General features: G+C 49.6%; 17 protein-coding genes and 2 pseudogenes. 4 read left to right on the top strand and 15 right to left on the bottom strand.

The genetic code is table 11. The features are described from left to right. Window positions 1–4: 4 nt before the first annotated feature. The 10 genes and pseudogenes from BLS62_RS00235 to BLS62_RS00195 all read right to left on the bottom strand — a co-directional run bounded on the left by BLS62_RS00235 (window position 5) and on the right by BLS62_RS00195 (window position 12,524). The gene (locus BLS62_RS00235) at window positions 5–1,396 is read right to left on the bottom strand and encodes a glycoside hydrolase family 28 protein (protein WP_093174926.1); all 1,392 of its coding nucleotides are present in this window, start codon (window positions 1,394–1,396) and stop codon (window positions 5–7) included. Next, window positions 1,386–2,477, bottom strand: coding sequence for a beta-galactosidase BglB (locus BLS62_RS00230; RefSeq protein WP_093174921.1), 1,092 nt, complete (start codon window positions 2,475–2,477; stop codon window positions 1,386–1,388). The genes BLS62_RS00235 and BLS62_RS00230 overlap by 11 nt, the downstream gene beginning before the upstream one ends. Further along, complete coding sequence (locus tag BLS62_RS00225) at window positions 2,470–4,983, bottom strand: hypothetical protein (protein WP_093174916.1); 2,514 nt, start codon at window positions 4,981–4,983, stop codon at window positions 2,470–2,472. Before BLS62_RS00225 ends, BLS62_RS00230 begins: the two co-directional genes overlap by 8 nt. Window positions 4,984–5,021: 38 nt before the next feature. Further along, a pseudogene (locus tag BLS62_RS31500) lies at window positions 5,022–5,432 on the bottom strand (HAD family hydrolase); the annotation flags it as partial. Window positions 5,433–5,447: 15 nt separating this feature from the next. Further along, window positions 5,448–6,257 carry a hypothetical protein gene (locus BLS62_RS00220; protein ID WP_208990612.1) on the bottom strand — a complete coding sequence of 270 codons (810 nt, stop codon included), beginning with the start codon at window positions 6,255–6,257 and terminating at the stop codon, window positions 5,448–5,450. Further along, the gene (locus BLS62_RS00215; protein WP_093174911.1) at window positions 6,247–7,287 is read right to left on the bottom strand and encodes an ABC transporter ATP-binding protein; all 1,041 of its coding nucleotides are present in this window, start codon (window positions 7,285–7,287) and stop codon (window positions 6,247–6,249) included. Before BLS62_RS00215 ends, BLS62_RS00220 begins: the two co-directional genes overlap by 11 nt. Window positions 7,288–7,300: 13 nt before the next feature. Then, the gene (locus tag BLS62_RS00210) at window positions 7,301–8,299 is read right to left on the bottom strand and encodes an ABC transporter ATP-binding protein (protein WP_093174906.1); all 999 of its coding nucleotides are present in this window, start codon (window positions 8,297–8,299) and stop codon (window positions 7,301–7,303) included. A gap of 12 nt (window positions 8,300–8,311) precedes the next feature. Next, window positions 8,312–9,454, bottom strand: a complete 1,143-nt coding sequence (locus tag BLS62_RS00205) for an ABC transporter permease (protein WP_093174901.1) — start codon at window positions 9,452–9,454, stop codon at window positions 8,312–8,314. 6 nt (window positions 9,455–9,460) lie between these two features. Then, window positions 9,461–10,447: an ABC transporter permease gene (locus tag BLS62_RS00200; RefSeq protein ID WP_093174897.1), complete on the bottom strand. Its 987-nt coding sequence runs from the start codon at window positions 10,445–10,447 to the stop codon at window positions 9,461–9,463. 97 nt (window positions 10,448–10,544) lie between these two features. Further along, window positions 10,545–12,524, bottom strand: coding sequence for an ABC transporter substrate-binding protein (locus tag BLS62_RS00195; protein WP_244283433.1), 1,980 nt, complete (start codon window positions 12,522–12,524; stop codon window positions 10,545–10,547). A gap of 373 nt (window positions 12,525–12,897) precedes the next feature. Between BLS62_RS00195 and BLS62_RS00190 the strand changes: the two genes are divergently transcribed. After that, a complete protein-coding gene (locus tag BLS62_RS00190) occupies window positions 12,898–13,953 on the top strand; it encodes a LacI family DNA-binding transcriptional regulator (protein ID WP_208990611.1) in 1,056 nt (351 codons plus the stop codon). 51 nt (window positions 13,954–14,004) lie between these two features. Here BLS62_RS00190 and BLS62_RS30365 read toward each other — a convergent pair. From BLS62_RS30365 to BLS62_RS00170, 5 genes and pseudogenes are all read right to left on the bottom strand, one after another. Continuing rightward, window positions 14,005–14,076: pseudogene (locus tag BLS62_RS30365) on the bottom strand (IS6 family transposase); the annotation flags it as partial. 443 nt (window positions 14,077–14,519) lie between these two features. Continuing rightward, on the bottom strand, window positions 14,520–17,063 hold the full coding sequence (locus BLS62_RS00185) for an autotransporter outer membrane beta-barrel domain-containing protein (protein WP_244283459.1): 2,544 nt from the start codon (window positions 17,061–17,063) through the stop codon (window positions 14,520–14,522). Further along, a complete protein-coding gene (locus BLS62_RS31915) occupies window positions 16,972–17,652 on the bottom strand; it encodes a hypothetical protein (protein ID WP_244283430.1) in 681 nt (226 codons plus the stop codon). The genes BLS62_RS00185 and BLS62_RS31915 overlap by 92 nt, the downstream gene beginning before the upstream one ends. 902 nt (window positions 17,653–18,554) lie before the next feature. Then, entirely contained in the window at window positions 18,555–18,884 is a 330-nt protein-coding gene (locus BLS62_RS31495) for a hypothetical protein (protein WP_208990610.1), read from the bottom strand. Window positions 18,885–19,527: 643 nt separating this feature from the next. Then, a complete protein-coding gene (locus BLS62_RS00170; RefSeq protein WP_093174883.1) occupies window positions 19,528–20,706 on the bottom strand; it encodes an MHYT domain-containing protein in 1,179 nt (392 codons plus the stop codon). A gap of 540 nt (window positions 20,707–21,246) precedes the next feature. On the opposite strand from BLS62_RS00170, the gene BLS62_RS00165 reads away from it, so the two are divergent. The 3 genes from BLS62_RS00165 (at window position 21,247) to cooS (ending at window position 24,373) form a co-directional block, all read left to right on the top strand. Then, complete coding sequence (locus BLS62_RS00165; protein ID WP_093174879.1) at window positions 21,247–21,498, top strand: hydrogenase maturation nickel metallochaperone HypA/HybF; 252 nt, start codon at window positions 21,247–21,249, stop codon at window positions 21,496–21,498. A gap of 149 nt (window positions 21,499–21,647) precedes the next feature. Further along, a complete protein-coding gene (locus tag BLS62_RS00160) occupies window positions 21,648–22,223 on the top strand; it encodes a 4Fe-4S dicluster domain-containing protein (protein WP_093174874.1) in 576 nt (191 codons plus the stop codon). Window positions 22,224–22,459: 236 nt separating this feature from the next. Then, a complete protein-coding gene (gene cooS / locus BLS62_RS00150) occupies window positions 22,460–24,373 on the top strand; it encodes an anaerobic carbon-monoxide dehydrogenase catalytic subunit (RefSeq protein WP_093174864.1) in 1,914 nt (637 codons plus the stop codon). The last annotated feature ends 57 nt before the right edge of the window (window positions 24,374–24,430 follow it).

The following is a 24,430-nucleotide window of genomic DNA, read 5'->3' as shown; positions in this document are numbered from 1 at the left end:
TCTCTCACACCTGAATACTGTTATTGATGGTCTCAGGCTTGCCAAAGGAAATATTGGAAACGCGGCCAAGTTCCACAGGCTCATCCGACCAACCACGAGGAAGCGGATCAGGTCGATGTACGACTACATCTGTACAGCGAATATTCTGCGCGTGATCAAGCCACACCGCTGGCAACCCGTTTGGGTAGTGCTCAAGGCCAAGGATTTCTCCAGCTTCGTTCTTGACCCAAGCGTTGCGTCGTCCCTCATCAGGATTATCAAGAACGTTCACGTCATGAGGGCTGGGTCGCAGATCCAAATAATAGGCCCCGGAATGTTTGCCTTGCTCCAGTGATAGCTGAATGTTGCTCAATGAGACATTTTCAATCTGTTGGGTTTCGTGCCCCACAATATTGATCGCGCCTTGAGCCCGTCCAGTAATGCCATCGACAGAAACATCGCGAACGTATCCCGGCACGTCTCCAGCAATCCGCGGCAGTGTGTTGATTGTGATCGCTTCGCCACTACCCCAAAAGCCATCAGGGGTCTGCTCACACTGAACAGTGCAATTGGAGAAGCGGATACGTTCTATATTGCCGCCATCACGGGAGAAAATGCCGAACGCCCTGTTCGATTCAGTGATGGTGCAAGTGGTGAACAACACATCCCGAACATCCTGATAGGTCTCGGTTCCAATTTTCAACGCACAAGAACGCGAAGACAGGTTGCTATTGCTGACGATGATCCGTTCAGCAGGGCCATTCAGACGCTCGTCTTCCTTCCGGCAAGTCTTCACACAAATAGCATCATCTGCAGCGCGAATTATGCAGTTAAGAACAGATGCGTCTGTGCAACTGTCAAAGTTGATGCCATCCGTATTTGGCATACGCATATCATTCAGGATCCGCAGACCTTCCGCTTTCACCTGATGACACGCAATCAGATGAATAGTCCACATGGGCGCTTCCAGAATGGAAATACCCGTCAGGCTGACATCCTTGCAGTTTTCGAAAACAACAATACGCGGGCGCAGCATCTTCGGCCACAAAGTGCCCTCAAAAAGCCCCTCCCGGCTGCACCACTTAGAGCTATGCCCAAGGATTGCACCGCTGCCTGAAATCGAAATACCCTGCTGATCTCGTGCGGTGATGAAGGCACGATCAGAATCTTCCGCAATGACGGATACTTGCCCTTCCACCAATTCATCATAATTGGTGGAACAAGACAGTTCACATCCGTTGGGTAAGTGTAAATCGACATAGGATTTGAGCTTCAGAGCTTTAGAAACCCATTGCCCTCTTGGCAACACAACCTGACCGCCGCCAGCAGCATGAACTTCGTCAATCGCTTGCTGGACGTTACGTGTTATGTCCTTTGCACCGTTCGAAACAGTGACATGGTGAATATTAAGCGACATCTTGCAAAAATTCCTCAGCTGCAAGCAGTTCAATTAGGAGAAGGCTTGCCAGCGCCTGCCCGTATGGAGTGGGTGTATTGGGAATGTTGCGGTAAAACTCGAAGTCATGTCCCATAGCGGTTCCGTCCGACACTTCCTGAACAATCCCTGCAGCATCAATTCGAGTCAGCACAGCCTTAGCAGCCAGCATTGCAGGTCTTCGATAAGTGCTGGCAAGCAACCCGGTTCGTACGCCGCGTAACAGACCATAAGCAAACCCAGCAGTTGCAGACGTCTCAGGAGGAGAGTCTGGCTGGTCCAGCAACGTTGGCCACATACCATTGGCCAATTGAAGCGGCAGCAAAGCCTCTACCTGACGCCGATACAATGCTTTGATCTGTCGAGTTGCCGGGCCGTACCGCTCCCCAACCAACTCAAACAGTTCGGGAACCGCAATCGTGATCCACGCAGTGCCCCGCGCCCAGAATGCCTCAGCGTAGTTATGATGGCCAAGGAAGGTCCAGCCATGGTACCAAAGTCCGGTCACGGGATCAGACAGATAGCGGCCATGAACGAGAAATTGGTAGTAAGCTTCTTCAACCCACTCCGGCTTATCTAGCCAGTCTCCGGCAACCCCTATGAACAGTGCAGCCATAAAGAGCGTGTCATCCCAGAGCTGCCCTTCATTTTCCCGTTCTTTTACCAGATGTTGGAAACCACCATCGACAGTCTTCGGCATGTCGTTGACCAGCCACTCTGCCCACTCAAAAACAATTTGCTTCCATGCCTCGTTGTTCGTTTCACGAGCAAGAAGCGCCATACACAACATGGGGGCCGTGGAGTTAATCTGGCGCGGAGGCAACCCGCGGGCGATCTGTGCGGCATACCAACTGGTCAAATTGCGTTTCATGCGTTCATCGCCAACTATGCAAGCATGCTTATAGAAGCCGTAGAGCCCCACTCCGACTTCCCAATCCCATTCATCGAAATGAATAGAACCGTCTTCATGGAGTTGGGACGGAGCATCATTGATGCCTTTTAAACTCCGAAATCCGTCCGCCGTCCCAGCAAGAGCCTTTTCAAGTTTGGTTCTATCAAACATTTTCGGCACCCTGAATTTCTGTAGCAAGTCCAATTTTGTGGAAGCTTACACGCGGAGTTGGATTGAGATCCTCAAATGAGCAGGTCTCCCCTCTAACAACAAACTCCCCGGACCAGTTTAAGAACACGTCCTTCTGCGCATTGACCGTGGCAGATACAGAAAGCTGCTCTGCATCCCAGTCAATAAAGCTGGAAAGTAATCGCTTCTTGAAGCAGTCAAAGCGCTCGCTCTGCTGTGTGCCAACAACCGTGAGCCACATGTTGCGACGACCCTTGCTGCGAAATTCAACACCCGCAAAGCATCCGCTGTTTAAAGATGTCAGCCCATTAGCTGCATAAAATGCGACAAACCCTTGTCCAACGCGGGCAAACAGCCATCGGGAGGTCAATTCGTGCTCATCACATACGTGCAGAGGTGCATAAAGGTGCGTGAAATCGGATTCCGGCAGATCGCAATTAAAAATGAGCAAACCAGTTGCGCCTACCTGCTCAGCCCGCGGCAAAGTTCCATTGCCTGACCAATAGGATGGGCGTCCATTTCCCCATACTTGCGTTTCACCAGGGTGATTGATCCAGAAACGCGCATACGGATTGCCCGAGAGCATCACATCCTGCACATGTTGCTGATGTCCGTGAGATCCTGTTTTGTGATCCACAACCGTAGAGAGCTGTGCGTCTGCAGTTTTGAAAAGCTTCAGCTTGCCGGCATGCTCATGTCCCTGCGTGTAGCCCGCCTCTATTGCCAGACCTTCAGAAACCTTTGCATATGCATTCGTCTCTTCGGGCGGGGCATAATCACTCAGTGCAATCAGAGTTGAAGCAAAATTACCTGAGGAAACCCAACCATCCCCCCACGCAAAGTGGCAAAGTGTGGCGAGTTCACTTGAGGGACCGGCGAAAATGTCTTTGTCATAACACCGTCCCATGCTCCCAGCTGGCATACCGGGCTGGGTATGTAACGCCATCATTTGGAAGATTGAATCCAAAAGGGATTTTGAGCGGGTCCGAATATCGGCATCAGGAGCAAGGTGATACAAACTGGTAAGGCCAATAAGATCAATTGGGTAATAGGGAATGGAGTTCCACTCGGCCAATCCATCCTTCTCAACCGTATCAAACCATTTCAGCAATCGTTCATAACCAAGTCGCTTTTGCGCCTGCCCCTTGCGACCGGAGCAAATGAAGAGCTCGTCAGGAAACATAGCCCCGGCCAGATATTGAGACGCATGGAAACACAATGTGTGGTTCTCACTCCAGAACCACATGGCGTCATTTCCCGGTTCATCAAACCAATACCGAAAGCCCAACACCGTTGATTGAACGCGGCGCCAAACCAAATCAGGCAGCTTGGTCCATGCATGCTCTTTCCAGATCCACAACAGCGGCAGGAAAGCAAAGTCAGCACAATCTTCGCGGCGGGAAATTATTCTGAGAGCATCTATGAGAATACGTTCAGCACTTTCCAACTGCACACCACAATGAAGCTTCGCCAAAGCATGAGAAAGGTGGCTTTCCCCGAATTCTGCGCTTGAGTTAAGCAATTCAAGCCGGCGATCTTCCAGTGTTAAACCATGTCCTTTTTGCAGATCTTTAAGGCACACAACACCAAGTTCTCGTGTCACCCTAAGTCCTTGATGCTGCAATGTTACGCGCAACAGATTGGTCGCAGGTGCCAGATCCTCAACACTTGGTCCAACAAGCTTATTATCGCCCTTGGCCAAAGTGTAAGAATTATGGCTTCCTTCCAGAGAGGGTTTGAGAAGCGGAAGCGTCTGCACCTCTAGGTCCGCTTCTGCTGGCAATGCCCCTTCAAACTGAAGCTCAATATTTCCTTCGCTATAATAGAGCTTATCCGTCTGAACACTGGAAACGAAAGCTTCTGCAGCTTTAAGAGCCGCTGCATCATAAGCTTTACTCAACCCAATTTGAAGGTCTGCCTCACAGCCTTCAATCCCCTCATAGATAAGTTCGAGGGAATAAACGGTGTCCCGCTCGGCGATATCTTCCAGATGCACAACAAGTTCATTCGCGCCGCAAACCAGCTCCAACAGTTTGACGGCTTCTTTAGGCGCATTTCGAGTTAGAGGTTCAAATGCAAACCCAAATTCACCATTCCTCCAAACGCGCACGCCACCGGCAGTCCGAACGCGGAAAGCATATAATCCGGCAACAGGCGCATGGACTGTACATCGCAACACCCGTTGTAAATGTGTTGGACAATGCCAGAAACCGCTAAAATCTAGGGTGGACAGAGAGGGCTGGATACGTGTTTCACAAAACTGCGCACTCTCAGGAAAAGCAAGTTCTCTTCCCTTCATCTCATTCCAGAACGCTATACGACATGGAAGATCACCAACATCTGTAAACCCGTTGATGTAGGTGTAATTTACTTTGTCAGGCAGCGTACCTGCTTCTCCGGCAAAAGGCGCCTCTGAAAGACCAGAAACCTCCCAGTAGCTCAGCGGCTCGCCCTTTTTGATCTGCCATGGGAATTGTGTCTTTGGCACAAAACCACTCCTTGTAAATGGGGTGTTTTCTAAGGTCTTCAGGAGAGCGACAGTTCAATCTGCTCGATGCTGGAAACAAGCTCATGAAGTGATCGAATAGTCCGGGTTGGTTCTTCGCTCGCATCAACCGGCACCACGTTGCGGCGCTCCGTCCATTTATGGAAGATGCTTTTGTGACCAGCCCCATTTGCGCCTTTGATATCGCGTTCGAGATTGTTGCCAACCATGACGATATTTGGTGCGTCTGCTGAGACTAGGCCTAGGGAAGACATAGCTGTCTCAAACATTTTGTAGTCGGGCTTTAACACACCTACATCGCCTGAAATGGTGTGTGTTTCAAAATGGTCCCAGAGCTCATGCTGCTGGAGGATATTCTCGAACGTCGCCCTTGGCCCATCTGCAACCAATGCAAGGCGATATCCGCGATCAAACAGCATGTTTAACGCGTCCCGCGCATAGGGAAGCTACTCCGCCCCATGAGCAACATCGCTGCCTTCCTTTTTAATCTCAGTTCCCTCATCAATAAGCGTGTCACCGCAATCCAAAAAGATTGCTTTCAGATGAGGAAGGTTCACCCGCAAATCGGCGATAAGATATTTGACGCGCTGCGGGATCCAGGTTTGCACCGTAGGCCAAGAAGCCAAATCCCCCTCAGCACAATCCCAACGAATGGTCTCGCCGAAGGAAGGTTCCAGAGACAACCGCTGCGCTTGCAAGCGAGCGAGGCGGTGTTCGTATGGCGTAATTTCACCAAACTCATGAGAGAATGGATTCCCCATATGAACACCATAAAGCCCCGCCCCCAACGAGCATTCATAACGGGTGTGCGCCTCACGTTCTTTCATTGCATCGCGCGAAGCGAAGTGAGCATGTTTGCCGGGTTCCGCCCACAGGGTGACACGCCCGTTTTCAAGAGGCAGATCACCATTCACCAGCATCTCAATCCGCTTGCCATGTTGTGATGCTTCAACAGCAACAACCTGATCCTGCATATCCAGATGAACCCAGACATGCTCAAGGTCATACAAGTGCTGAATGTCGTAATCCCAAAAGATCGCATATTCGATTACACGGCCAACGCGGGGCGTAATCTCAAACTTGCTACTTGCGGACTTACTAACTCTATCAGACACAGTGTATCCAATAGCAGTCGGTCGCCAAGGTTCGGATCGGTCCAGCCGAAGAACAGGCGCAAATTTTCGCGCAAGCACAAGATCTTCAGTTTCTTGAAGGCCCTGTCTCAAGGCGCTGAGGCTTCCATTATTATTGTTCATAGTTTGCCCCTTGTAACGTTAGGTCGGCAGAATGGTGGCAGCGTACAAACCGCCCCTCTGCTGTTTCAGTGAGTTCTGGATTGGACATCTGGCAGTGCTCGGTGGCATGCAGGCAGCGGCTCGCATACGCACAACCAATCGGCAGATTGGCAGGATCCGCGACTTCCCCTTTCACCAGCCCACGTTTTTTGGCGCGTGCTCGCTTCGGATCAGGGATCGGGATAGCCGACAAAAGAGCCTCAGAGTAAGGATGTAAAGGACGATCAAAGAAACTGGCGGTATCCGCGACCTCGACCAAACGCCCTGCATACATCACACCTATGCGATCGCTGATGTGCTCAACCATACTCAAATCATGGGTGATGAAGAGGTAAGTCAGCCCCATCTGCTCCTGCAGGTCCTGTAGGAGATTGATGGTTTGAGCCGCGATGGACACATCAAGCGCCGATACAGCTTCATCAGCAGCAATAAAGGTTGGATTGAGTGCTAATGCACGTGCAATACCAATGCGCTGACGTTGTCCGCCACTGAATGCATGCGGATATCGCACCATATTCTCCGGACGCAAACCAACCTTAGCCAGAAGGTATCCAACCCGATCCTCCAACTCACTTCGATTGGTGACGCCAATGTTGACAAGTGGTTCGCTCACCAGTTGAAACAGTGTCATGCGTGGGTTCAATGAAGCATATGGATCCTGAAAGATCATCTGCATATAACGCCGTAGCACGCGCATTTCTGATTCAGATTTATTGGTGAGATCATGCCAAACACCATCAGGGTCTTTAAACCGGATCGTGCCACCTGTTGGCTCATAGGCCCGTAAAAGTGCTCGAGCAGTGGTAGATTTGCCAGAGCCACTTTCACCTACGATCCCGAACGTTTCTCCCTTACGGATGTAAAAGGAAACATCATCGACAGCTTTAACGGTTCCATTGTTCCGACCCAGAAATCCCTTCTTGAGCGGAAAGTGCATCTGAAGATTCTCAACGCTGATCAGTGCATCGTCAGGTATATTAATATTCGTCATAGGAGTGCCGCTCTTAAGCCTGATGGAGATGACAACGTGCCATCTGATCATTTTCGAATTGCGTTAAAGCTGGAATTTCACTGGTGCATTTGCCAGTTAGTTTTTCCGCACAGCGTGTATGGAAAACACATCCATTGGGCAGATTGAAAGGATCAGGAACCATGCCCTCAATAGTCTGCAAACGCCGATGCTTCTGGCCATCTAATCGAGGAATAGATTGCAGCAATGCCCGGGTATATGGATGTTTAGGATTATAAAAAATGTCATCGACAGATGCCGTCTCAACTGCATTTCCCAGATACATAACCGAAACACGATCCGCGATTTCTGCAACCACGCCAAAGTTATGGGTGATGAAAATCACGGCCATATTCAGCTCATCTTGCAAAGACATGATGAGATCCAGAATCTGCGCTTCAGTGGTCACATCCAGCGCAGTGGTCGGCTCATCCGCCAACAACAGGCTCGGATTACAGGAAAGTGCCATCGCAATCATGGCACGCTGGCGCATCCCACCAGATAACTGATGCGGATACTTCCTCATCATTTCCGCTGGCTTGGGCATCTGCACCATTGCCAAAAGATCCTGCGCCCGCTCCACTTGTGCTTTTTTTGAAAGGTCTGTGTGCAGGCTTAGCGTCGTCATGATCTGCTTGCCAATGGAATGCACTGGGCTCAACGCTGTCATCGGCTCTTGAAAAATCATGCCGATCTGGCCACCGCGTAACTCACGCATTTTGCGGCTTTCCCGCTTTTCAGCGAGAATATCAACAACCTCTCCATCACTCCCACGGAATTTGACTGATCCACTTGTCACCTTCGCATTCCGCGGCAACAGGTTCATTATGGACCGCGCACTGAGAGATTTTCCGCTGCCGCTCTCTCCGACGATGCCAAGAACCTCCCCTGGTTTGACGGAGAAACTGACACCATTCACGGCGTTAACAGTCCCCTCACGCATATCAAAGCAGACATTGAGGTCTTTGATTTCGAGAATGGTTTCATCCTGCATGATCCGTTCTCCTTATTTCTGATAGGGGTCGGCAGCATCACGCAAGCCATCGCCGAGGAAGTTAAAAGCAAGGATAGTCACGACAATCGCGATTCCGGGAAGGAGGAGCCACGGGGCCAATGCAATCGAACGCAAGTTCTGCGCATCCTGCAAAAGTACACCCCAACTGACCACAGGTGGACGCAAGCCCAACCCAAGGAAACTCAAAGCTGTTTCACCAAGGATCATCTCAGGAATGGCAAGGGAGATCGCGGCAATCACATAGGACGTCATAGAAGGCAGCATATGCCGGGTGACAATGCGTGTTTTGGTTGCCCCAGAAAGCCGTGCAGCAAGAACAAAATCCTGATTGCGGATGGTCATAAAGTGACCACGAACCACACGAGCAAGGTTTGTCCAACCAATCAGTGCCAGAATGACCGTTATGAGCAGATAGACGATGATCGGATCCCAATTCACGGGCAACGCCGCGGCTAGCCCCAGCCATAAGGGAATAGTTGGAATAGATCGCACCAGCTCGGCCATGCGCTGAATAATTGTATCAATTGTCCCGCCAATCAGTCCAGCAAGGCTGCCAAGCGTAATACCTATGATAAAGCTAAAGAAAACACCGATCAAACCAACGGAAAGTGTCACCCGGGCACCGTAAGTAAGGCGAGAAAACAGATCTCGACCCAGCTTATCTGTTCCAAGAATGTAAATCCTGTTCCGACGTCCCTCAACACCATACAAGTGCCTAGTCGTGGGAATAAAGCCCCAGAAATTGTACTTATCGCCCGTCACGAAGAGCTGAATACGATTGATTTTCTGAGTGTCTTCTTCAAAGGATAAGCGGGCGGTTACAGGGTCACGATGGCGTTTCAACCCATAGACAAACGGGCCTTCAAAACTGCCATCCTCACTAAAGAGATGGATAGATTGCGGCGGAACAAAAGGATGCAGACGGTTATGCCGGAATGGATCATAAGGTGCCAAGAACCCTGCGAATGCGGCGATAAGGTAGAGCACGATAATAATGCCCAGAGACCACACCGCTAATTTGTGCTTTTTGAAACGCCACCACATCAAAGTCAGCGGCTTTGCTGTGTAGGTTGAGTTCTCTGTTACTTTTACTTCAGGTTCTACGGCAGAACCGGATAATGTTTGCTCTGACATAGTCCCTCACGAATGACGAATGCGTGGATCGGTCAGCACCAGCAGAATGTCTGAAAGCAACGTGCCGATGATGGTGAAGACGCTAAGAATGAGAATGAAACCGCCAGCCAGGTACATGTCCTGATTTTGCAACGAACGAAGAAGCAAAGGCCCGGTGGTCGGCAAGTTCAAAACAACTGCAGTGATAACATCGCCTGAAATAAGCGCAGGCAGAGCCCACCCCACCGTAGAGATGAACGGGTTCAGAGCTACGCGCACCGGGTACCGCCAAACAACCTGCCGCTCGCTCAAACCTTGCGCATAAGCAGTTTCAACATAGGGCTTGCCAAGTTCTTCCAGCATGTTTGCACGCATGATGCGTAACAGGCCCGCAGCACCGCCTGTCGAGAGCACAAGAACAGGGACCCAAAGATGAGAGAGAAGGTCGGTGAACTTCGCGAAAGACCATGCTGCATTTTCAAACTCGGGCGAGAACAAGCCTCCAACGTGGAGATTGAAGTATAAGAATCCCATCCACATCAACACCAGCGCAAGCAGGAAGTCGGGAATACCGCGGCCAAGGAAACCAAGAACAGTGAAGAGGTGATCGAGGAATGAATACTGCCGAGTTGCTGAGTAAACACCGATCGGTATAGCAATCACCCAAGTCATCAACAAAGAAAGAATGGAGATCATCAAGGTAAGCCCTAGACGGCCCCAGATGAGGTCGGAAACCGGTAGTTTCCAATCTAGAGATAGTCCAAAGTCACCATGGAGCAAAATTCCACCTATCCAGGTAAAGAACTGCTCGTACATAGGACGATCAAGGCCGAATTCGTGACGAAGCTGAGCTGCTGTTTCGACATCGATAACTTCACCAGTTTCCACCAGTTCCGCGATATATGCGGTAACATAGTCACCTGGTGGCAGCTGAATAATAACAAATGTAACCACTGTGATAACGAACAATGTGGGGATCGACCACAAGAGGCGACGCACAATATAACCTGCCATGTCCCTTTTTCCGTTTTCTTGTACTTGCATGGAAGCATTGTGAAATTGAGCTGGTGGCAATTTGGGAAGTTCACCACCAGCTCAACCGCAGAGCAGATTAATCTTGGGAGAAGTAGAGCTGCTGCGGATATGCGAGGCCAACGCCGCGTAATGCGTCGTCATGGACGAGCCCCACAGGGAAGTTTTTCAGGTTATTTTTGCGAACGTATATCGCAGGCGTTTCACCAACCAACCCCACATGCCAGCCGTACTGCTTGTGTAATGTCACCATTTCCTGAGCATATGCATTGGCTTCCTCAAGGTTGCTGGCAGTTTGCGCAGATTCCCACGCTTGCCAAACCTTACGGATTGGGTGTTCCTTCGGCGGCTCCACGCCAGTCTCACCACCTGTCGTCCACCAAGTATAATAACTTTGCGCAAAGCCATAACGACCAAGGAAACGCAGTGGATCAGCTGTAATCACGGAAGAACGATCAAATGTATCCAGAACCATGTCAAAGTCAGCTGTATCAACATGTTGCTGATAAAGGGTACGGTCAATGATACGCACCAACACTTCAATACCTACATCCTGCCAGTAGGTGCGGACCACTTCTAGAAGCTCGCCTTGAATATCCCAGCGCGTTTCAAGCACGAAGCTCAGTCGGCGTCCATCCGCCATCAGACGATAACCATCTCCGTCACGCTCAGTCAGACCCAGTTCGTCCAAAAGCACTTCCGCACGATCAGGATCAAAATTCGTCCATTTGGATTCTGCTTCTTCATCATAGAACGGAGAACCGGAAATTGGACTTGCCTGCCGGGCTTCCCCAAGGCCGGAGAAAGCCAATTCATTGATGGTTTCACGGTCAACAGATACGTTTAGCGCTTCGCGGAAGCGGATATCTTCAAACAGCGCTTGTTTAACTTCATCCGCTGAGTTGAGGTTTGGAATAATCGACCATGTGAGCGCCTTGACCCATTTCTCAATGGTATAATCACCCTTGGCCTCGTTTTCTTTTAGCAGTGTAAAGTCAGCGACATTGATGTGGCGGTTCTGTAGGTCAATCTCACCCTGAATTGCCATGAAATTTATGGCTTGAGCATCCTGGAAGAGACGATGTTCGATCTGATCGATGTAAGGAAGCTGATTTCCTTCTGCGTCCACGCCGTAATAGTAAGGGTTACGTTCCATCACCACTGTGCTTGATGGCGGTGGTGTTTTCACACGCCACGCAGTCAAAACCGGCATATCCGGGTTGAACCACCAAGCTTGAATTTGGCCTTTTGAATCCCATAGATCAGTCCACTTTTTGGCGCCATACTTAGCAACCGCAGCTTCCAGCTTGGCTGGATCTGCATAAGCAGGATGATATTCTTTCAAATAATGGAATGGCTCAATGAAACCGGGCCGATCCAAACCAGGACGGCCAGTGCTCTCTTTGGCCAGCACGGTTAAAAACAGCGGGTAAGGTTTTTCAAAGGAAACAGTAAAGGTAAGTTCATCGGGAAAAGACAGTTTCATTGGCACACCATCAGAGGTGTAAAGCGCCTTAACGTTTGGCATCAGCTCTTTATTGAGGAACACGTCTTCATACCAAAAACGCACATCACGAGTAGTGACCAAAGCGCCGTCAGACCAGCGCAGACCCTCGCGAATTTTAAAGGTAAACTCTCGAGAGTCATCACTGACAGAATACTCACTAATCCAGCCAGGTACTAATGATAGGTTCTTGTCCGCATCCATGTAGGTTTCAACGACACGCTCTTCCATGAGCTTTGTCGGCCCCCAACGATCACTTGGACCTTTGAATGCACGCTTCATAACGCCGCCGTATGTACCAATGCTGTCATAAACAGGAATGACGCGTGGATTTTTTGGCAGACGCTCATCAACGGACGGAAGCTGCCCAGCTTCAACCAGTTTTTTTAACATAGGTGCTTCGCTATAAGCCCAACTGTTGGCAGCCAACAGTGGCAGCGTCAAAGCAACAATCGACGTAAGAGTTACGCTCTTCATCAAATTCTCCCCCCAGCCCCGCGCAATCAGTTCCTCCCCGACGACGACAGAGCCTTCCAAAATAAGCATAGTGGCCATGTTCAATCTCAATAAGACCAATTATGACAATCACTTGCCCGGCGGAGGTTACAGGAGAAGTCCACGACAACAAGGTGGTATTATGAAAATATTTTCATCATTATAACTTCCACAAATAACTCGCAAACACACCTAATAATTTCAAAATCATCCCATCCTTGTGAAATCAGTTATTTGCTCAGTTGAATCAATTTATTAGCGAAGTATGCTGACTAATATCTATAAGAATGTTTGGTACTATTTTTGAAATACATAAGTAAATTTCATCAACAAACCACTTCATAATCTCTGTTTCCTCCCATACGTAAGCGTTGCATATGAAAATATTTTCATTCACTACTTACTTATAGAAACCTTGAAGAATGGAAGTTTCGTGGCAACCGGTATCAAGCAAATTGCAGAACTCGCGAACGTGTCAATCAGCACGGTTTCACATGTCTTAAATGCATCGGCTCCCATAAGCAGCCAAGTGCAGGAACGTGTATTAAGCGTTGCTCGTGAAACCGGATATCTTGCGAAGAGACGACGTAAAGCCTCTATTTCTCTTCTCTCGACTGTACTTTTGGTAGGAACAAAAAAAGCCTTTCCAAAATCCGACAGAAACTTCGTCGCTTGGACCATGCTCAACGCATTTCGGAAGGAATGCCAAAGTCGCGGTATCCGTCTCATCCCTCATATTGAAGAGGATGAGCAGATCGACCCCGCCAATGTCAGCCGCGCGGTTATGAAACACCGACCTCAGGGCATTGCTGTCATGCAAGATGACAAGCAAGAACTCATAGATGTCTTGGCTAAACTGCCCTGTTCCTCAGTCATTCTTAGCGGTCAAGATCCATCCATGCGGGTTGATACAGTGACCCCGAGCAACCGATACGGCGCAAAACTGGCCGTGGACCACCTCCTTAAACTGGGACATCGCAATATTGGTCATTTGACTTGGGGTCGTCGCCGTGTTGGCCGTCAAAGAACAGAGGGGTACCTTGACGCTCTTCGGCTGGCTGGCCTTGAAACTCATCCCGAGATGGTGATTGACGTTGGTGATTACCAGCAGGACGTGGTTGAAGACAATATGGGAAAGTGGTTGAGGGAGCATGATGGTATCGCCCCCTATACTGCGTTCTTCTGCTCAGCAGACAATGTTGCACTTGGCGCCATCAATGCACTTCAAAATACGGGCTACAACGTTCCCAAGGACGTATCTGTAACAGGCTTTGACAATGCATTATTCGGAGAACTCTCCAATCCTCCCCTCACCACAATGCATGTCCCTATGGAGGAGATCGGGCATGTCGCACTCAACCTGCTTGAAGAAGCTCTCACTCTGCCAGATGGCGAACGGAGCGCACGCCGTGTAGAATTAGGTTGCCGCCTGGTCGAAAGAGGCAGCACAGCTCCACCCCCTGCCAAGAAAGTGGAGCCGGAACTATGAAAGATCGACTATATTCGAGACGCAGTTTTGCCTGTATCGATCAAAAGACTAGATCCCATCGAGTGTAGCGGCGGCTGAATGAAAGGCCTTGAAGCCCATCATTGGCCTAGTCAATCGCTTGATAACCAGCGGTTGAGGGTATCGTGATCAACTCACCAAACCTCAAACCGCCAATTCAGAGCGCGTCGATTGTAAACGAAACGATCAGAGTTGGACTCCGACTAAACTTTGCGACACAACCATCGGCGGCCGGTCAGGCTTTTCAGATGAAACGTAGATAATTGCCTTCATATACGCTCTGGTGTCCTCTGTCTTAGGACAGCGGACAGGGGCACTAAAACAATCCAAGTCGATAACACCTCACTTATTCTAGCAACAGACGGCTTTTGGGCCGAACTGAGTGAAGAAGAGCAAAGCGTCTTTGTTGCGTCGTGAGAACTTTTATCTGAGAAAAACAGTCTAACAGTGGTTGAAATGAGCGACCGACCGCTTGTAGCCCTATTTACATAGATATTCCCGGTATGTCGCTCTGTGACCATGCCTGCCATTCGCACATGTCTGCTCAATCAAAACTGCAAATTCAATCTTGCAGTTAGGCCATGTTTTGTACTTTCCCTTGCAAGTTGGCCTGTATAGGAAAGCCCAAATTGAGCGCGCTCGTTAATGGCAAGATCTAAACCAGCTTCAAGGATGCCAATGTCTTTTGCAATTGGAGTGCCAACAACTGTAAACGTGTCCCCGGTGCCAGCAAAACTTTGGGTAAAGTTGATTGCGTCGTTAGAAGCATGCTGCCAGCCCGCAAGACCTCGTGCTGTTAGCCCCATCCCGCCCAGAGTAAACTGCGATGTAGCACGCACTCCAAGTGTGGAGAAGGTCACGGCAGCACTTTGTTCCTTGGCTGAAAGAGCTGATGCTCCGCCGTCTTCAGTAAAACCCTGGCTCATAAGATGAACATGGGCTAAGCCCGCAAACGGCTCGATGGATGTTGGCCCAAAATTAAATCCATAACCCAACTCACCAAATGCTTGCAATTGAGCTGCATTTTGATCGGCTTCAAGTTCATCGGTAAACGATCCGGCAGAAACAGTAACAGAGCGCTCTGTCTCAATTTGATGCCATGTCAGAGCAGTGCCTGCACGAAGAGAGAAAGCGTTGAACTGAGTGCCCGCATATCCACCAAGCGTGTAGTTATCGCTGGTTGCAGAGGAGTTTCTGTCGCCTGCACTGACTTTGGTTCGGCTATACCCGCCGGTCAGGCCCACACGAACATTTCCGAATACGTCACCATCTGCACCAAACAAAACACCCCCGGTTGAATGCTCAACAGAGGCAGCGTTCCCGTCGCTATCTGCTTTACCCCAGCTCCCAAAGGTCGTGTTCCATAAAGTTAAAGAGCCAAGCTGAGTTGTCTGAGCTCCGCTGGTTTCTGAATTTCTGGTGGCTGATGCATACAAACGATCGTTGACAGCGTTGCGAACGAAGCGGCTATTTTCAATAAGAATGCTGCGAGCGGAAGCATTGATCTCGCCAGAAAGACTATCAAATGCAGCTTGAGCCGCAGCTTCATCACTCACAGTTGCGATAAGCGCATTATAGACAGCATTACCGGAGCCAAGGTTTTGCACCGCTGACCCAGATGCTTTCTGGTTTACAGTTCTTGCAGAACTAGCAAACTCGACGTCATTTCGTGTGAGCGTGAGTTCGATATCATTGTTATTCGTGCCTGCGGCATAGTCAAGCGTGGTGTCGATAAAGAGTAGATTGTCGGAAACTGAAGCAAACGTTCCAGTGATTGCATCGGTTCCATCATTCTCAACAATAATAAAAGGGCCTGTCGGGTCGACACTCCAATCAGCTTTGCCTGCAGGTGTCAGGACCAGATCAAGAGCAGTTCCACTCACATCAACTGTGCCATTAACAACGAGTTTGTCGGCAAGTTTGGTATCACCCTCAACTTCAATCTCCAAACTACCAACACCCGAGTAGCTCCCGGTGATTGTTGTGGTGCCTATAGAGTTACCTGGCGCGATGCGGCCATTATTGTTAGTCACATCGCCAATGATCGTTCCATGACCACCCAGCACAGCAGAATTCTCAACCGTGACGTCACTGATGAGCTGTACAGCGCTCATGCCGGAAGTGCTGCCAACAATAAGTGATCCATTTTGAACGGATGTGCCGCCGCTGATTGTGTTAGAAGTCGCGTCAAGGACAAGGGCGCCAGTACCTGTTTTCTGCAGATTACTTGTCGTGCTCACATCTCCGGTCAGCGTAAAGCTCTTACTGGAGACATCAAGTTCGCCGCCAGCGGCATCCAGATCAAATTTATCTGTTGTTAGATCGCTATTGCCTGTTGTTTGGAATGTACCGCCATTGAGCAGGATTTCTCCAGTTCCCAACTGCGCCATATCGGAGATAGAAAGCAGACCTGCGTTGATTGTCGTGCCGCCAGTATAGCTGTTGGTACCAGTGAGCGTGATTGTACTCGTGCCGGATTTAATCAACTGTCCTGCGCCAGAGATATCTCCGGCAAAAGCTCCATCATTTGATTGATCAAGCTCAAGTTCTGCGGTCGCTGCAATATCAACATCGCCTTGAATGCTAACCGTATTGCCCTTGAGGCGGCCTTGTGCGACATCCCAGTTCTGAACACCAGTACCTGTCAATGTCCAAGTTGAGGAACCATTCTTTTGATAGGTTTCAAAACCCTGGTATTGTGAGCTATTTCCGATATCATTTACATTAAAGAAAGCACTTGTGTTTCCTCCCAATATGAATGCGTCATTGGTGCTCGTTGTTGCTTCAACTCTGCCAATTATGTTTGATTCCGATGTAATTGTAAGACGATTTATTCCGGATCCAAACTTTATTGCTGAAGCATAATTTCCAGTAGAAATTTCGCCACCTTGAATAGTACCGCTATTGGTTATTTCAATATTTGAACCAACGATACCTTTTGCCTTGTTTCCCCCAATAATACTGCCTTCATTATGAATGGTGTAGGCCCCTCCAGAAAGATCAACGGCTATGCCGCCAGCTGCACTGCCATAACGACCATATCCTCCATTTCCGCCTTGAATTGAAGCTACGGTTGGTGAGTAAAAGACCACCCACCCTAGCTTCAATTCCTGAACCGCCTTTGCCACTACCACTTCCAGAAGCTCCGCCATTGCCCCCGCTCACGGAGGTCCCGACGTTAACAATTACGTCACCAATCATACGAACTGCGTCACTACCACCTCCACCACCGCCGTGGAACCCACTAGTCTTTCCGTAACCGCCGCCGCCGCCAGCTCCTGCTGTTAAGCCATCGGCTCCATCTTCAGTCGCCCCTGCTGAACCACCAATGCCCCCAGCTCCATCCCCGCCATTCTCACCGTCATATCGAACCCCACTTGATCCTGAACCGCCTTCAGAAGCTGTGCTGTTATTTCCCAGGGAGCCACCATTGCCACCACTTCCAGCTTCACCTGGTGTTGTAGGGCTAGTCGGACCGCCTCCAGCTCCACCTCCTCCACCAAATATGCTGCTGGAAATTACTCCGCTTGTCGCCACGCCATCCGCACCATCTCCACCGTCTCCACCTTCGCCTATTAGTGCCCGACCACCTTCTCCACCTGCATGAGCAGGTAGAGAGAGGGAGAGGGCCGTTGATGCCAAGATTAAAGCTCTAGTGAAGAAGAGTTGAGGCTTATTCATAAAATTTGATCACCTGAAGCCGGAAAACATGCGGGATGCACGAAATGAACCTAATTTAAAACATCTACTTCAAGTTGATTTTTTTTGAATATCACTAACGGTATTATTAGAGGATATCCTCTATTATTCTCATTTCTGTTTCTACAATTTGCATCTCCAACAGCAGCACACATCTTCCCTCTCACAGCACCCACGAAGTGTTTGTGGCACCCTTCCACTGAGGCCACGTGCAATCTCTAAGTTTGGTCGAAATACTCAATTTACGTTTAGGATGCAGATTGCCAAGCCCATGACTTTTTGCGCAACGTTGGCATTCCTGTGGGATGGAAATATAGGGCCATCCATTGAAATATATTCCGTCCTGAGTTGCCTAAAATGAAAATAAAGCATCACTCCAAATGCAGGCCCGTTTACAACATTTTGCTGGCGTAGCATGTAGCTGTGTGACCAAAGCGGACGTGCGTCTTAGCCCTGGGACTATCCAACCTGAGACACAGTTCAACTCAAAGTCGATCATTTATAAATTGTTGATGCACGCATGAAGCGTGATAATTACAGATTGATTTGAGGGTTTTGAACCTAACCTGCCGACAATGGGCAGGTTAAGGTGTTTTTATTCCGGTGTCAGGCTTACTTTGGATCGGCCAAATTCCGACCTGATGCACCTGCTGCCTATTTAAATACGCAGCGGTTAATGCCCGGAGTCTGGCCATCCAGCTTTTTCGAAAGCAATTTGGCGACTCCTAAGGGCGCGTCAACCATAAGCCCCGTACCAGTGGAATTGACATTTTTGACCGAACAGAGCTTATCATGGAACGACTTATCGCAGCACTTGCCATCAGATGCGGTCATCCGGAGCACACTCCAAGGGCCGGATATCTGAAAGCCCTTGGAAGGGCTGGCTATCGGGGGACAGGAATAGATAATTTCATCTTCCTCGACTGGCCTGATACCCAGGAAATCCCGCCCTTGAGTACTGGTAGAGCAGAGGCCTCCGTCACATTGCGCAGAGTAGCCTGCAGGCGCGTCCTCGCTGTTGGGGCAGTGTAGGTTGCCAATGGTGGTCCCAGCTTTTCTGTAGTGGGATCATAGTCGGGTTCCATCTGGCGCGGTGTGGCATAAGTGCTTACCGTGAAACCATTTTCCACACCGGCCTGCAGCAGATCGTACACGTCTTCTTCCTCACCATCCTCTTTAAAGTGAAAGGGCAGAGAAATGCTCTGTTCATTCATTACATGGATATATCCTCGATGAAATCCTTCAGAAACGGCGCAACTTCAAGACCGTCAAGCGTTTGCTAACCCGCCTTTTGACAAAACCAAGGTGGAGCTCCAAAGCGGATGATCACCGACAAGCTTGGGTCCTATGGTGCCGCAAAACGCGGGGTCATGCCTGATGTTGAGCACCGCTCTCACAAAGGCTAGAACAACGCGCTGAGAACTCACATATGCCCCCGCGGAAACGTGAGAGTGCATGCGGAGGCATAAATCACCGGGATGCTGCAAAGGTTTGTGGCTGTCTTCTCTGGCCTGCGTAATCTCCTCGTTTGACCTCGCGATAAACGTTCTTCAATCGACACTCACTTTTATCGAATTAGCTCTTTGGCTCAATGGAAAATGGCTGCCATGATTGACCCATGAAGTGCGTTCTATTTGGTTTTGCGACCAAACCCAGCTTAACGTGACAACACCCAAAATCTGCAATGCGGATGTGGAACCACTGATCAGCGCTCAAGGAAACGCTGTATCGGATAGCTAGCAACACGGTCTAAAACTGATCAACTCACCAAACTTCGAACCGTGAATTCCGAGCGTGCCGGTGGTAAGCGAAGCGATCAGAGTTGGAAATCGACTAAATTTTGCGACACAACCTTTGTTAAAGGCCCAGAACTGCTTTTACTTCATTGATGCGGGAGCGGCTGACGGGTACCGAGGTTAGCGATGAAATGGTATCAAATAGACACTTGCCGTTGTCTTTGTTCCTGGTGAAACCCTGGACATGTTTAATGTTCACTAGGAAGGAACGGTGTGTCTGAATGAAGTTGTCTGGCAATTTGCTATGAGCAACTGAAATGGACCAGGAACAGAAGAAGCGGCCTGCAGGTGTATGCAGCAAAGTATAATGCCCTTCGGCCTGAACAGCGGCAATGTCTTCCTCCGTTAAAAAAGTGATTTGGTTATCTTTTTCGACGGGGACCCGGACAGTATTTTGCGGGGTGGGTGCAAGAGGAGAGGTTTTGTTTTCTAAGTCCACCACATCCATCACAGGAGGGTCTTCGTAGGCGCCGTCGCTGTGCGATGCTGCAACCGTGATATCTGGCTGAGGGACCTGCTGTGCGATTGACACCTCGGGCACGAGAAACGTTGTTGCGGTGAGGAGGAACGCTGCGCAAATTGTAAAGGCAGAGATAATAACAAGAAATGCCAACTCACCGTTGTCTAAGGCCATAACGATAGGCTCCTCGACCGGCAGTATGGCAAAGTTCGTCAAATACAATCCCAGATAATGCACAAGAGAGACGGATAAGCCGAATATTGTGGCGCCAAGAATTATATTGAATCGCGCACGTTGTTTGTAGGCGGCCCAAATAGCCAGAATGCCCGTTAACGGGCCAATCAAAACGACAAAAATTTGATTTGTATAATCAAATACGGGCAAACACCCCTGAATGCCCAGAATTCCAATGTAGTGCATGGTGACGATACCATACCCTAGGAAACAACCCGAAATGATCGTGTTGCGCGGGTTGCGGCTTCCAAAATGTATGATCAGCAAAGAGGTGCAGGTCATCAAAATCGCGATGAGCACAGAACTGAGCGTCCATAACGGGTCGTAGTATATGGAAACTGGTAATTGTAGTGCTAGAAACGCAACAAAATGCATAGACCAAATCCCCCCACCAAGCACAATAGCGGCCATGCCGATGGAGAGCTTCTTCTTGTTGTTGGAGAGCTCTGAAATGCCATTGGTAAGCGCCAAACCCGTGAATGCAGAAAGGATCGCAATCAGGATCGACGCCATGACAAGGGGAAGATCATAGGTATAGGTCAACATGCTCGGGAGACCTACAGTATCATTGCAGAAGGCACAGACTCTGAAACGAGTAAGTGGTGCGTCATGGGCTTAAACTCCAGTTTCCTTCCATTGTCACATATCTTCTATCTTTGTAGTTGTGCAATGTGATTTGAAGTCGCACTTGGATTACTTGTTAAGATCAAGGTCACATTGATTACAATCAAAATGGCTTACAGCAAGTTTGTTTCTAGGTTGTTTTCCCGTGAAATTCAAAATCTTCTTGATGGCGACGGTCAATCGTTACATTCAACTATTACATTACTACAATACGTGAGTTAATTACTCCAGATTTATCACTTCCTTTTATCGCTACTCGTGATTTTCTCAGTCGCATTTTGTGCAGAATTAGTCGCATTTGATGAACGACGAATGCCGCTGAGGGCCTTTTTGATACAGGTCATCAAGCTCATGCTCACACTTCACCAGTTTGGCCGCAAGCTAGACTGACTTCTCGACTTTGGGAGTAGGGGAGAGGAGTACATCAGTCCTGGTGAGTAGAGGACTAGGTGAGCAAGCATCATGCATGAAGCCAGCATTGCAATGAGCATTTTACGCATCGCAAATTCGGCGATGGGGGATCTGAAAGATGCCGAAGTGGATCGTATCGAGGTGGTCATTGGTAAGCTGAAGGCTATTGAACCGGAATTGCTGGTCCAGTGTTTTACTGCCCTTGCCAAAGGGACACTTTGCGAAAATGCAAAACTGCAACCTCGTGAGGTTCCTGTCACAGTCCGTTGCCGGTCCTGTAGCGGTAAGACCGAAATCAAATGATTTCACTTTAAATGCGATTTCTGTTCGGGCTCCGATCTGGAGATCCTGTCTGGTCGTGAGCTCAAAGTTGAGAGAATTCTCGCAAAACCTATCCTTCACAATTGAACCTAACATTTTCTCCGATGACACGGTTGAGAGAAAGCCAAATCATGAGAAATAAATCTCAGAATAAAATTATCTATGTGGATCCGGGCAAGTGCCTCGGGTGCCATAGTTGCGAATTTTCCTGCGCGTTGGCGCACAGTTCCGCTAAATCATTGTTTGATGTGGAAGCATTAAAGGGCGCTGTCAGTCGAACGCATGTGGTCAAAGTTGGGGATTCCAATGTGCCGATGCAGTGTCGCCACTGCGAAGACGCACCCTGCACTAAGGTGTGTCCAACTGGGTCACTGAGACAGGCAACGGGCCTTGGGTCAGTGTCGATCACCGAGCAAAGCTGTATCGGTTGTAAGCTCTGCACGATGGTGTGCCCGTTTGGTGTGATTTCGGTTGAGAAAAAACCTGACTCAGACAGTAGCAGCGCAACCAACAACGGCGTTGCCATGAAGTGCGACCTTTGTAACGATTGGCGTAAAGAAAAAGGCGAAACTCAGACGGCCTGCGAGCAGGCTTGCCCGACACAGGCCATCAAACTGGTTGACCTATACGAGTATCGCACAGCACGCAGCAAAGCACGTGCCGCCGAAATCGCCAATGCCCACAAATCAATCTTCTTCACATTCTGAGCAACCGCACAGGAGCGGATCAGTGACTGAAAAAGCAGAGAACACCAAGCAAAAATTCCCTCCTCTTTGGGGTGCAGCATCAAACACGGGGTCAGCTATGGGGGCATGCTCGAGATGTTCCGGCCTTTCCAAACTCCTTGCAGAACTGAAGCCGGGTGCCCCGCAGGATTCTCTCTGCTCAAGTTGTTCATCGCTGAACGAAGACGATCGCTCTATGCGTGAGAAAGCGAAATAAAATGGACCAACGAGAAAAATCTTCAGACGTAGCTGTGCAAGAGATGATCTCTAAAGCAGCGACAAGCAACATCGAAACAGTCTTCGACCGGTATCAGCAGCAACAGCCTCAATGTGGCTTCGGAACACTTGGTTTATGCTGTCGCTTCTGCTGGAAAGGTCCTTGCCGGATTGATCCGTTTGGTGCGGGCCCGCAAACTGGTATTTGTGGAGCTGACCGTCACACCATCGTGGCTCGCCAACTGGCGCGTATGATGGCAGCCGGTGCCGGCGCACACTCCGAGCACGGTCGTCATATTCTTCACGCAATGCGCCAGATCGTGCGTGGTGAAGTGACAGACATCTATAACATCAAAGACGAAGCCAAATTGCTGGCCTGTGCCAAGCGGATGGGCATTGAAACAGAAGGCCGCGCCATCATGAGCGTTGCCAGCGATGTTGTAGACGCCACCTATGATGATTTCGGCAACCAGGAAGATGACAATGTCATGAACTGGCTGCGGGTGACTTTGCCGCAAAAACGCATTGACCGCTTGCAGAAACTGGGAGTTCTTGCGCCAAATATTGACATGGCTGTTTGTCAAACTGTTGCACGTACCGCAGTTGGTTGTGATGCGGACCCTGCAAATATTGTCATGGGTGGCATTCGTGCAGCACTTTGTGATTTTGATGGCATGGCATTGGCAACGGAAATGTCTGACATCTTGTTTGGTACTCCAAGCCCAATCGTCAGCGAAGCGAACCTCGGAGTAATCAACGAAAACTCGGTCAACATCGCCGTCAATGGTCATAACCCGCTGGTTGCCGAAGCTGTTTGTCTGATTGCCGGCCAGATGCAAGAACAGGCAAAAGCGCTTGGCGCTAAAGACGGCATAAACATTGTTGGTGTTTGCTGCACGGGGAATGAGTCCATGCTGCGCCATGGTGTGCCAATGGCGGGCAACTACCTCAGTCAGGAAATGGTTCTGGTCACAGGAGCCATTGATGCAATGGTGGTTGACGTTCAATGCATCATGCCGGGCATCGTAAGCGTCGCGGAAAACTTCCATACGGTCATCATTACCACTCATGATGAAAACAAGATCCCGGGTGCCGTTCACAGAAGTGTTCATGCAGACAACGCACGTGAAGCTGCTGAAGGCATTGTGAAGCTGGCGCTGGATGCATACACACGCCGTAATCCTGCCAATGTCCTTATCCCGGATAGCAAAGAGACCTGCATCGTTGGTTTCTCTACTGAAGCCATCATGCAAGTTCTGGAACGGCTCAACGCTGAGGATCCTCTGAAGCCACTGATTGATGCAATCGTGAGCGGTCAGATCAAAGGAATTGCTCTTTTTGCTGGGTGTAACACGACCCAAGTTGATCAGGATAGGAACTTCAAAGAGATGGGCCGTGAACTGGCCAAGCGTGATGTTCTTCTACTGGCAACAGGGTGTGGTGCTGGTGCATTTGCAAAAGATGGCTTGATGTCTCAGCAAGCCGTCGAGGAATTTGCCGGACCGGGCCTCAAATCTGTTTTGACCACTTTGGGCGAAGCAGCTGGCCTCAACGGACCACTCCCGCTGGTCTTCCATATGGGTTCTTGCGTTGACAACAGCCGTGCTGTGATGCTTGCCACTGCGATTGCTGAAAAGCTGGGCGTTGACCTTTCTGATCTGCCCGTCGTCGCAAGTGCACCAGAGGCTATGGCTGAAAAGGCTGTCGCAATCGGCAGTTGGTCTGTAGCGCTCGGGTTCCCAACCCATCTCGGTAATATCCCACAGATTATGGGTTCTGACGCAGTGGTCGAGCTGGTCACTGAAACCACCAAGGAGTTGTTCGGCGGGTACTTCGTCGTTGATCCGGACCCAATCTCCGCAGCTGAAACTCTCTATGAGGCGATCCTTGAACGCCGCAAAGGGCTTGGAATCTAGGTTTAGCCAAGAATCAGGGCGGGCAGGAAGCTAGCTTTCTGTCCCTCCTGTTTTGAA

Source organism: Pseudovibrio sp. Tun.PSC04-5.I4, from assembly GCF_900104145.1.
GTDB lineage: Bacteria > Pseudomonadota > Alphaproteobacteria > Rhizobiales > Stappiaceae > Pseudovibrio.
Note: the sequence above shows the minus strand (reverse complement) of the source record. Positions and strands in the feature narration are given on the sequence as shown.

Coding starts and splice junctions, on each gene's coding strand:
- BLS62_RS00235 (WP_093174926.1), bottom strand. CDS start 1,396: ATGTCGCTTAATATTCACCATGTCACTGTTTCGAACGGTGCAAAGGAC.
- BLS62_RS00230 (WP_093174921.1), bottom strand. CDS start 2,477: ATGTTTGATAGAACCAAACTTGAAAAGGCTCTTGCTGGGACGGCGGAC.
- BLS62_RS00220 (WP_208990612.1), bottom strand. CDS start 6,257: ATGAACAATAATAATGGAAGCCTCAGCGCCTTGAGACAGGGCCTTCAA.
- BLS62_RS00215 (WP_093174911.1), bottom strand. CDS start 7,287: ATGACGAATATTAATATACCTGACGATGCACTGATCAGCGTTGAGAAT.
- BLS62_RS00210 (WP_093174906.1), bottom strand. CDS start 8,299: ATGCAGGATGAAACCATTCTCGAAATCAAAGACCTCAATGTCTGCTTT.
- BLS62_RS00205 (WP_093174901.1), bottom strand. CDS start 9,454: ATGTCAGAGCAAACATTATCCGGTTCTGCCGTAGAACCTGAAGTAAAA.
- BLS62_RS00200 (WP_093174897.1), bottom strand. CDS start 10,447: ATGGCAGGTTATATTGTGCGTCGCCTCTTGTGGTCGATCCCCACATTG.
- BLS62_RS00195 (WP_244283433.1), bottom strand. CDS start 12,524: ATGGCCACTATGCTTATTTTGGAAGGCTCTGTCGTCGTCGGGGAGGAA.
- BLS62_RS31915 (WP_244283430.1), bottom strand. CDS start 17,652: ATGAATAAGCCTCAACTCTTCTTCACTAGAGCTTTAATCTTGGCATCA.
- BLS62_RS31495 (WP_208990610.1), bottom strand. CDS start 18,884: ATGAATGAACAGAGCATTTCTCTGCCCTTTCACTTTAAAGAGGATGGT.
- BLS62_RS00170 (WP_093174883.1), bottom strand. CDS start 20,706: ATGTTGACCTATACCTATGATCTTCCCCTTGTCATGGCGTCGATCCTG.
- BLS62_RS00165 (WP_093174879.1), top strand. CDS start 21,247: ATGCATGAAGCCAGCATTGCAATGAGCATTTTACGCATCGCAAATTCG.
- BLS62_RS00160 (WP_093174874.1), top strand. CDS start 21,648: ATGAGAAATAAATCTCAGAATAAAATTATCTATGTGGATCCGGGCAAG.
- cooS (WP_093174864.1), top strand. CDS start 22,460: ATGGACCAACGAGAAAAATCTTCAGACGTAGCTGTGCAAGAGATGATC.